This window comes from Citrobacter sp. wls718 (assembly GCF_005280945.1).
Lineage (GTDB): Bacteria > Pseudomonadota > Gammaproteobacteria > Enterobacterales > Enterobacteriaceae > Citrobacter > Citrobacter gillenii.
This window is the reverse complement of record NZ_SZWV01000038.1, coordinates 37,625-43,895: the sequence shown is the minus strand read 5'-3', so window position 1 is coordinate 43,895 and position 6,271 is coordinate 37,625. Positions and strand designations below refer to the sequence as shown.

Here is a 6,271-nt window from a genome sequence, read left to right as displayed (position 1 = left end):
TCAGCACTACCCCAGCGCAAAGCAGCGCATTGATTGTTGCCGATGGGTCATTTAGTACCACCTGAACCTCCCCGGCGCGTTATCAGCGCCACCAGCGAGCCAACATCCTGATTATTCAGGAACGTCAGGATTTTGACCGCTAAAGCAGAAACGATTACGGCTCCGATAGCGTCCAGAGGCTTATCACTGTAACCAGTCCAGTCAGCCAGCTTTGAACCAACCAGCCCTGAGCAGATGATCCCGGCGATGTAGGACACGACAAAATACGCCAGCCGACGAGCTGCACTCAGGTCCGCAGCCGTTGCAATGTAAAATACAGCCCCGGCAAATGCGCCAAACACCACGCCGTAATCGGTTCCGGAAACAAATCCATAGACACTGGCTCCCGTCAGGACACCACCAGCCAGCCCAGTACCGGAAATCGGATCGGACATTTAGCCCCCTCTTAATTTCTGTGAGTCCTCTCAGGAATGAGGGGAATAAAAAAGGCCGCCATGCGGCAGCCTCGAAGTAAGTACGGTTGTTTACATAGGTGGGGTGAGGGGACCTTCTAACACCTCTGCTTCACCGTTATGGCAAATGTCATCGCCTCTGGCCAGATGCCAGACGCCTGTGATTGTTTTTCCCGTTTCCAGATCATCAACAGTGTCATTCGTGTAATACGCTACCTGAACAACACCAACATGCTGAATCCAGTAATAGCCCTCTTTCATATACGTACCCATCCCGCCCAAGTTACAAAGCAGTATATGCCTTCGACGTCACGGTTGGCGTTAGAAACTCTACATGTTGAATTAAGCGACAACCTTGTTGCGTCAGCTTTTAGAGCATAACGTTGAAAACTACGAAAGGAATTTTATTCACCTTATCGCTGTGAGTCCTCTCAGGAATGAGGGGAAATAAAAAAGGCTCCAAAATGGGAGCCTTTTTTATTTCGAGTTTAACTAATGTTGATGTTGATGCTTCATGTCAACATATACAGATCCTGATTCATTCTGAATCTGTTGAATATCCACAGCTACTTTTTTGAAGTCAAGCCGCCATAGAGAACAAATGACAAAAAGAACGATGTTAAATTTCCTATTAATTCTAAACATCGTATATAGAATTTCATTCAAAGCCTCATTCGCAGGGGTCGGCTTTGAACAGTGACTAACTAAATCAAACTGTTCAGCCCCATCACTTTCAGGCTCGCGCATATCTTGCTCTACTTCTTTTTGGCGCGTCATTGCAAGATGCCCTTGGAGCAGTTTAATGGGCAACTTGACTGATACAGCATCATGAAATGCGTCAACAACTATACTTTTCAACAAAATAGATGCGTCTTCACGCTCCATGAATTTTTCGACAAGCGGTAACATTACGTACCGTCGAATCACAATTGCGAAGGCATAAGCTATGACATGTATGACCACGAATGCCAGAACAAGAATTGGAATCACAGTTTCCATGATAAGTCACCTTATGTTTGAGGCGGTGTCGCAGCTGGCGACACGGTCGTCATTGCAGGTTCCGTTCTATCTGATGTGACTGGGTTACTGATTGTGACCTGCCTCTGCAGCATTGCGATAACTTTCTGGTTATCAAGGGATTTCATCTTTGAAAAAAATCTTAACACTATCCAAAGGGGAAGTGAACTTGTTATCAACAAATAGCCTGTACCAGCAATAATAGGCGCTTTGTCGTAAAACTTAAGCGTAGTTTCAAAAAAAATCTGCGCCACTTGCGCCATGCCTGACATTTTATCCGCATCAGCCATTTCAGCAGACCCTTTACATTATGAATTGAGCCCAAAATTTACGTCAATAAGTAAATTTTGTAAATATTTGGCACAATTTACCACCATAAGTAGTGGTTTTTCAAAAGCAAAACCCGCGCTATGGCGGGTTTCTTTTTGTTTTGTTGCTCAGTTCGCTTTAACGTCCCGAGCCTACCACAATTTAAGCACTTTCTTGCTCACTCTGCAACTTAAATCTGTCGCTATTTGTGCCGAATGCGTCACAAACTGGAGCGTACAGGATCGATTCTGCCAGACTTAGCCAAGTGTCAATGCGACGACGGCAGGTGATCAGCGGCCAATCAGGATGTTTAGCCTGCAGTTCATTGGCCATCTGCAACTTGCTCTTACGTAGGCGATGGCGGTCGACAATCACGCTATAGAGCGATCGGTAGTCATCATTCATCAGTACAGAAGCAATGACACCGTCAACTAACAGCCCTTCTTCGTCTGAACAGAACGCCATGCCGCTTTTATTTTTGCTGTTGAGAATTTCACGCAGGTACGCTTCAAGTTCTGGTTTGCTGATACCCGCTTTCTTCATCCGGCGTAGCGCTTCGTTAATTGCCGTTTTGGTGATTTTCCCGGATGCAAGAAGCTGGTTAAACATGTTCCCACCACTACCACCGCCGATATAAGACCAGCGGCCCCACATGCGCAACTTACCCTGTATCCAGATGCTTTCCAGAGTACGAAGACGAACCATTTCACCAGATTTACCAACTTCAGAAGGATTAATCATTTAGCGTTCTCCACTTACGCCAGTACGCCGATTGCCAGCGCACGATCTATAACCCGAAACACCAAGACCAGTTGGTCACCGTATTTCGCTTCAAATGCCACAGGATCAGCATGCAACTCGTCGTGATGCTCTCTGCACAGAGGAATCACAAACAGGTCGTGTGCCTTTGTACCCATTCCACCCTGCCCGTGGCCAATCAGATGGTGGGGGTCGTCAGCCTGCTTGTTACAGCAGACGCACGGCTGGGCCTTAACCCATCTCGTGTATTTCTCATTCACCCAGCGCCGACGCTTGGGTTTAAGCATGAAGGATTCCGGCGTCTCCGGGTCTACCTTCATCGCCACTATCTTTTTCGCTTTCTCCTGTACAAGTTGTTGCGCGGGTATTGTCGGAACAATATCGCTTTCACGTGTTACCGACTGGTGTGACTCTTTCTTCAGACGAAGTGCTTTATGCGCTACGGCTTCAGGTATCTCATCAGCCAGGTCGTTCCTGACCATCCACCAGCAAAACTCCGGCAGCGTAAGCACGTGGTCCTCACTGAACCCTAATTGGCCGTTTACAACCTTCAGTAGCCAGGATACCAGGTTTTCACGGGCTATACCCGCCAGACCTTCAGTGAACTGATCACGAATTTTTAAGTCGCAGCCCCAGCACGTGCGGATTGAGCCAGGTGCATGCCAGGTGATGGTGTAGTTGCGGTCGTGCCACTCGCTGTGTGGGTACTGACATTCCAGTTTTCTTTCGAGCCAGGCATTCAGTGAATTGAGTCCACCAGCACAATGTATGACCTTCCGATTTTCGAAGACATCACGCAATAACGGATCATTCTGAAGCTCCTGAGTTGTCTCAGGCAGCAGACCAGACGGTAACTCAGCCATTGACTCTGCCTGTGGCTCGATAAGAACACGCCCACATCTGAACAGATGCATCAGTTCACTGCCTGGGCGAAATATCACTACCCCGGTCATAGGTGCCACTTCAGGTGTCAGTAGTACCCTCACGCTACCTGCCCCTTAGCAATATGCTCTGCCCACAGGCCACCAATCCAGCGAACACCCTTGGCGGTGAAGCGGGACTGATTGAAAGCGTAATTTGTCTGGTTTGTCGTACCCGTCTTCACCTCGAAGCGTCCAGCTTCGATATGCCTGCTCTTTGGTGTGAGAACCCTGTTAAGCCGGTACATGATGCCGTTCTCAATCAGGAACATCGCAAACTCTGGCTCTTTGGCGTTAAGCAGCTTGGCTACCTGTCGGAAAGTCATTGAACCAGTAGCCGTCACATAACGATCAACGAACTCGGCCTTTGGTGCGGCTACTGCCAGTTCTTCACTCAGGCGCTGTTTCTGTTCTGCCAGATCAGCAGCCAGGCGCAGGGCCTCAGGAAGTGACCGGGGAACAATCATTCCGCCGTTGCTCTCCAGTTCCTGCCAGCGGTCAACAAGTCTGGCGGTGAACTCCGGCGATAATTGAGCAACGATTACATAGCTGTCTCGTTTGTTCACTTCATAGTGATGGTAGGTTTGTCCGTTCTGGGGATGGGTGTACTGCAATGCAGCATACCCTCCTATCACACCGGAATTCATGAGGCGCTCTATCGTTACGCAGACATTGCTGTGCCGGGAATCAACCAGTTTCGCAATCTCACGGCTGGACATGGTGACCTGCTGCCCTACCGTTGCTGCATGATGGGTCGGACACATTACTGTTATGCTCATCTGTTGCATGCTCGGTCTCCACTTATCAGGCGGCTGCACCCGCCATTGGTACATGTTTAGTGATCGATATTTCTACCCGTCCACCAGGTACTTTCGGTCCCCACTCCACCAGCATGCGTCGCACCTGGCTGTCGTCCTCCCAGATTCCTGCATGTGTAAGCGCGTCAAACAGCGCTTTGTTGTAGTTGTCTATGTCGCGGCGGCGTTCATCGGGTGGATAGAGCACAATCTCTACTGATGCCGGTGATGATGACGGCTTAGGGAGAATGCGAAGTTGCTCAACGATAGCCACGCATGCTGCGCTCTGGTATGCCCTGCCTTTGGCGCTGATGAGGTGACGGCCAGCCAGCGACCCCTTGTTAGGAGCACGCCAGTAGGTGTTCACGCTGGGTGGAAATGGGAGTACCAGTTTCATCATCATTCCACTCCAAAGCGCCCGTTCATGCGCCCTATTTTTCCTACGAACTCAAGCGGGGTTACCCCCAGCGGCCTTATCTTCTCATGATGCTTCTTCAGGATCGGCGGTACTGTCTCGTTCCAGTTAGGCTTGGGCTTCATCTTCATTGCTTTTCTGATCTCATCACTGCAGCGTTTGGCCTGCGCCTGAATGGCGTTCTCTGTTTCCTGGTTCATGCGCCTGCTCCGTTCGCCCAGTCGATGTGCATTACGCTGCCCGGAATCAGATGCAGGTCTGGTTTAACAGACTGGTTTCCCCAGTGGTGCCAGCCAGGTGCAGCGCAGCGGCTGAACAACTCAATGCGAGGCACATCACCGTACAACTGCTCCAGACGGTAACGCGCTTCTGCTGGCTTCTGGCTGTGTTCGCTGAGTGGGCTGTAGATAACCTGTTTTACGCTCGCATTCTGACGCTCAAGACCTTTCCCTCTGGTAGCGATTAACAGATCCTCGGTATTGGCGCGGGTATAGTTACCACCGTTCATTCGGGTCTGAGCGTTCAACAGGTCGAGGAAGTCGTAAAAGTCCTCTACACCACCAGCCTGAAGCGCTTTATTGATATGCTGCTCTGCCAGTGAGTTAAACTTCACCCAGGTGAATCCCTTCATGGTCCGAACCTTAAAACCCCATGCCTCAGCCAGTTCGATAGCTTCGCGGGTGTGTGTACCGGTGAACCACATGGCCAGAACGGAATTTTCCGCAGCCAGCTCCCAGACAGGCAGGCGTTTTATGTCGATGAGTTTCATCGTGCCGTAATGGTTTTCCGCTGCACCATTGCTGATGGTGTTTCCGTATTCCCACGGCGGATCAGCGTAAATCAGTGAATAGCCCATTAACGACCTCCCGAAAATCGACCAGCCAGATAGCACCCGTCTTCAGAAATAACCGCTGGTTTAGCCAGGCCAAGACAGCGCTGACGTTCTGCCAGTATTGCCGCTCTCTCTGATTCAATGGCTGATGCGCTGAATGCCTCCATGTAAATCGTCGCGGCACGGTGAAAGAGACCTTTCGACTCCAGGTCTTTCGCCGTTTCCATCAGGACGCAGACTTCAGGGGTTGGTTCAAAAACCTCGAAGTGGCAATCTGCTGGCGGTTCTGCGTAATAGCGATAACACTTTCCCGCGTGTTTACGTGTTGCACGCTTTGTATCAACTAGTCGGCATACGGCACGCTGAACCGACTGAATATCGTATTCTGTCAGTGCTGCAGCTATCTGCTTGTTGGTTAGCCCAGGGTTCTGAGCTACAAACATCTGGATAGTTTTCAGTAAGCTCATCGTTACCCCCTGAAGCCCGCAGGAATCGTTGTATCAACAGGACCAAAATCCATCACATCGCGCCTTTTAGCGCCCCAGTCAGCGCGCTTGGGTCGTCCCTTCTGGTCCCAGCGGGTGGCGCTTTGCAGATAGCTCTCGAATTTCTTCGGGCCGAACAGCGTTTCCGGTCGCATGTACTGGTACTGCTCGTCGTTCTCGTGCCAGTGCTCATGTTTGAGGTCGATAACAAGTTGCAGGTCAGCAACGCTGTAACCATCACGCAGTCGGGCACGGATGTTCTCCAGGGATGTTTTTGACTTCTGA

The 6,271-nt window shown here is 50.2% G+C and carries 12 protein-coding genes; all 12 read right to left on the bottom strand.

Annotation, left to right across the window (positions count from 1 at the left end; all coding sequences use genetic code 11):
- Positions 1 to 47 precede the first annotated feature (47 nt).
- Positions 48 to 434: a phage holin family protein gene (locus FDW95_RS07590; RefSeq protein WP_061353905.1), complete on the bottom strand. Its 387-nt coding sequence runs from the start codon at positions 432 to 434 to the stop codon at positions 48 to 50.
- Positions 435 to 524: 90 nt separating this feature from the next.
- Complete coding sequence (locus FDW95_RS07585; RefSeq protein WP_115259918.1) at positions 525 to 713, bottom strand: hypothetical protein; 189 nt, start codon at positions 711 to 713, stop codon at positions 525 to 527.
- A gap of 231 nt (positions 714 to 944) precedes the next feature.
- The gene (locus FDW95_RS07580; protein WP_115257973.1) at positions 945 to 1,451 is read right to left on the bottom strand and encodes a hypothetical protein; all 507 of its coding nucleotides are present in this window, start codon (positions 1,449 to 1,451) and stop codon (positions 945 to 947) included.
- Positions 1,452 to 1,462: 11 nt separating this feature from the next.
- Positions 1,463 to 1,759 carry a hypothetical protein gene (locus FDW95_RS07575; protein WP_060855123.1) on the bottom strand — a complete coding sequence of 99 codons (297 nt, stop codon included), beginning with the start codon at positions 1,757 to 1,759 and terminating at the stop codon, positions 1,463 to 1,465.
- Positions 1,760 to 1,940: 181 nt separating this feature from the next.
- A complete protein-coding gene (locus tag FDW95_RS07570) occupies positions 1,941 to 2,519 on the bottom strand; it encodes a DUF1133 family protein (protein ID WP_115257972.1) in 579 nt (192 codons plus the stop codon).
- Positions 2,520 to 2,533: 14 nt separating this feature from the next.
- Complete coding sequence (locus FDW95_RS07565; RefSeq protein WP_115257971.1) at positions 2,534 to 3,523, bottom strand: DUF968 domain-containing protein; 990 nt, start codon at positions 3,521 to 3,523, stop codon at positions 2,534 to 2,536.
- On the bottom strand, positions 3,520 to 4,236 hold the full coding sequence (locus tag FDW95_RS07560; RefSeq protein WP_349290503.1) for a phage antirepressor KilAC domain-containing protein: 717 nt from the start codon (positions 4,234 to 4,236) through the stop codon (positions 3,520 to 3,522). Before FDW95_RS07560 ends, FDW95_RS07565 begins: the two co-directional genes overlap by 4 nt.
- 25 nt (positions 4,237 to 4,261) lie before the next feature.
- Positions 4,262 to 4,651 carry a RusA family crossover junction endodeoxyribonuclease gene (locus tag FDW95_RS07555; RefSeq protein ID WP_115257969.1) on the bottom strand — a complete coding sequence of 130 codons (390 nt, stop codon included), beginning with the start codon at positions 4,649 to 4,651 and terminating at the stop codon, positions 4,262 to 4,264.
- 2 nt (positions 4,652 to 4,653) lie between these two features.
- Complete coding sequence (locus FDW95_RS07550; protein WP_115257968.1) at positions 4,654 to 4,869, bottom strand: hypothetical protein; 216 nt, start codon at positions 4,867 to 4,869, stop codon at positions 4,654 to 4,656.
- Positions 4,866 to 5,525 (bottom strand): MT-A70 family methyltransferase, encoded by a 660-nt coding sequence (locus FDW95_RS07545; protein WP_115257967.1) that lies wholly within the window; start codon positions 5,523 to 5,525, stop codon positions 4,866 to 4,868. The genes FDW95_RS07550 and FDW95_RS07545 overlap by 4 nt, the downstream gene beginning before the upstream one ends.
- A complete protein-coding gene (locus FDW95_RS07540; RefSeq protein WP_115257966.1) occupies positions 5,525 to 5,968 on the bottom strand; it encodes a hypothetical protein in 444 nt (147 codons plus the stop codon). Before FDW95_RS07540 ends, FDW95_RS07545 begins: the two co-directional genes overlap by 1 nt.
- Positions 5,969 to 5,970: 2 nt before the next feature.
- Positions 5,971 to 6,271 (bottom strand): conserved phage C-terminal domain-containing protein (locus tag FDW95_RS23590; RefSeq protein WP_249358964.1); only part of this gene is annotated, 301 nt, incomplete at its 5' end.